General features: G+C 42.7%; 1 protein-coding gene. It reads left to right on the top strand.

The features are described from left to right. The first annotated feature begins 295 nt into the window (after positions 1-295). Entirely contained in the window at positions 296-811 is a 516-nt protein-coding gene (locus V7654_RS18305; RefSeq protein ID WP_335432174.1) for a DoxX family protein, read from the top strand. The last annotated feature ends 244 nt before the right edge of the window (positions 812-1,055 follow it).

Genomic DNA, 1,055 nt, shown 5'->3' with positions numbered 1-1,055 from the left:
GCGAAGCGCCTGGAACGGAAATCAACGTCCCATTTATACTGCCATCCTAAAAATAAAATGAGGGTGCCCAAAAGTTTATATCTTTTGGGATAGCCTCTTTTTTTGTAATATCATCATTGATTTTCCCTTGCTTTAAGCCCTCCCCCCTTCTTCCTCTTCTAGCTACGTTCATAAATCAGTCAAATTGTTGTTGCTGATTTGTGAACATGGTTCCGTACCTCTCATCTTTTTTAATGAAATTCAATATATTGTAGTGTAATCAATCATTACTTATCCTCGAAGGGAAGCGATTTATATGTTCGCAAAATGGTTAAGAGAAAGCAATGTCGCGGCTGGTCTTTTTACAGTGTTGCGTTTATGGCTCGGTTATAATTGGATGCATGCTGGCTGGGGTAAATTGACTGGGGATGGCTTCGATGCCACAGGATATTTAAAAAATGCCATAGCTAATCCGGTTAAGGGTCCAGACGGAAACATGGTGTATGGATGGTATGTGTCTTTCCTTGAAAACTTCGCACTTCCAAACATTGACCTCTTCAATTTCATCGTTCCTGTTGGTGAATTCTTAGTCGGTCTCGGTCTGATCCTTGGATGCCTGACAACTGCTGCGATGTTCTTTGGTTTATTGATGAACTTCTCTTTCTTCCTTGCCGGTACCGTCTCACATAACCCAACTGATATCTTCTTCGGCTTCTTAATCCTATTCGCTGGCTACAATGCTGGAAGATACGGTTTAGACCACTGGGTAATACCATTCATCCGCAAAACAATTTTCAGACAAAGTGCTGAGAAACCCGATAAAATTTCCTAAGATTCCATGAGACATAAACCACAACCTCTTAAACTTAAGAATCCCTGTACCGCGGCTCTTACTGGCCTAGCGCGGTGCAGGGATTTTCTCTGCTATGGTATTTATTGAGCATAGTAAAAGGCCTGGTTAGCAACCAAGCCTCAGTTTGTCGACAAAGATACAGTTCACCGATCAGTTATTGAAACCCTGTTGATTGTAGTGGAAGGCGCGAAGACTCCGGCGGGATCAGCTGGACAGGTGAGAC

It is taken from the genome of Bacillus sp. JJ1609 (assembly GCF_036967045.1).
Lineage (GTDB): Bacteria > Bacillota > Bacilli > Bacillales > Cytobacillaceae > Mesobacillus.
The sequence above is the reverse complement of the archived record's forward strand: the minus strand, read 5'-3'. Positions and strand labels throughout refer to the sequence as shown.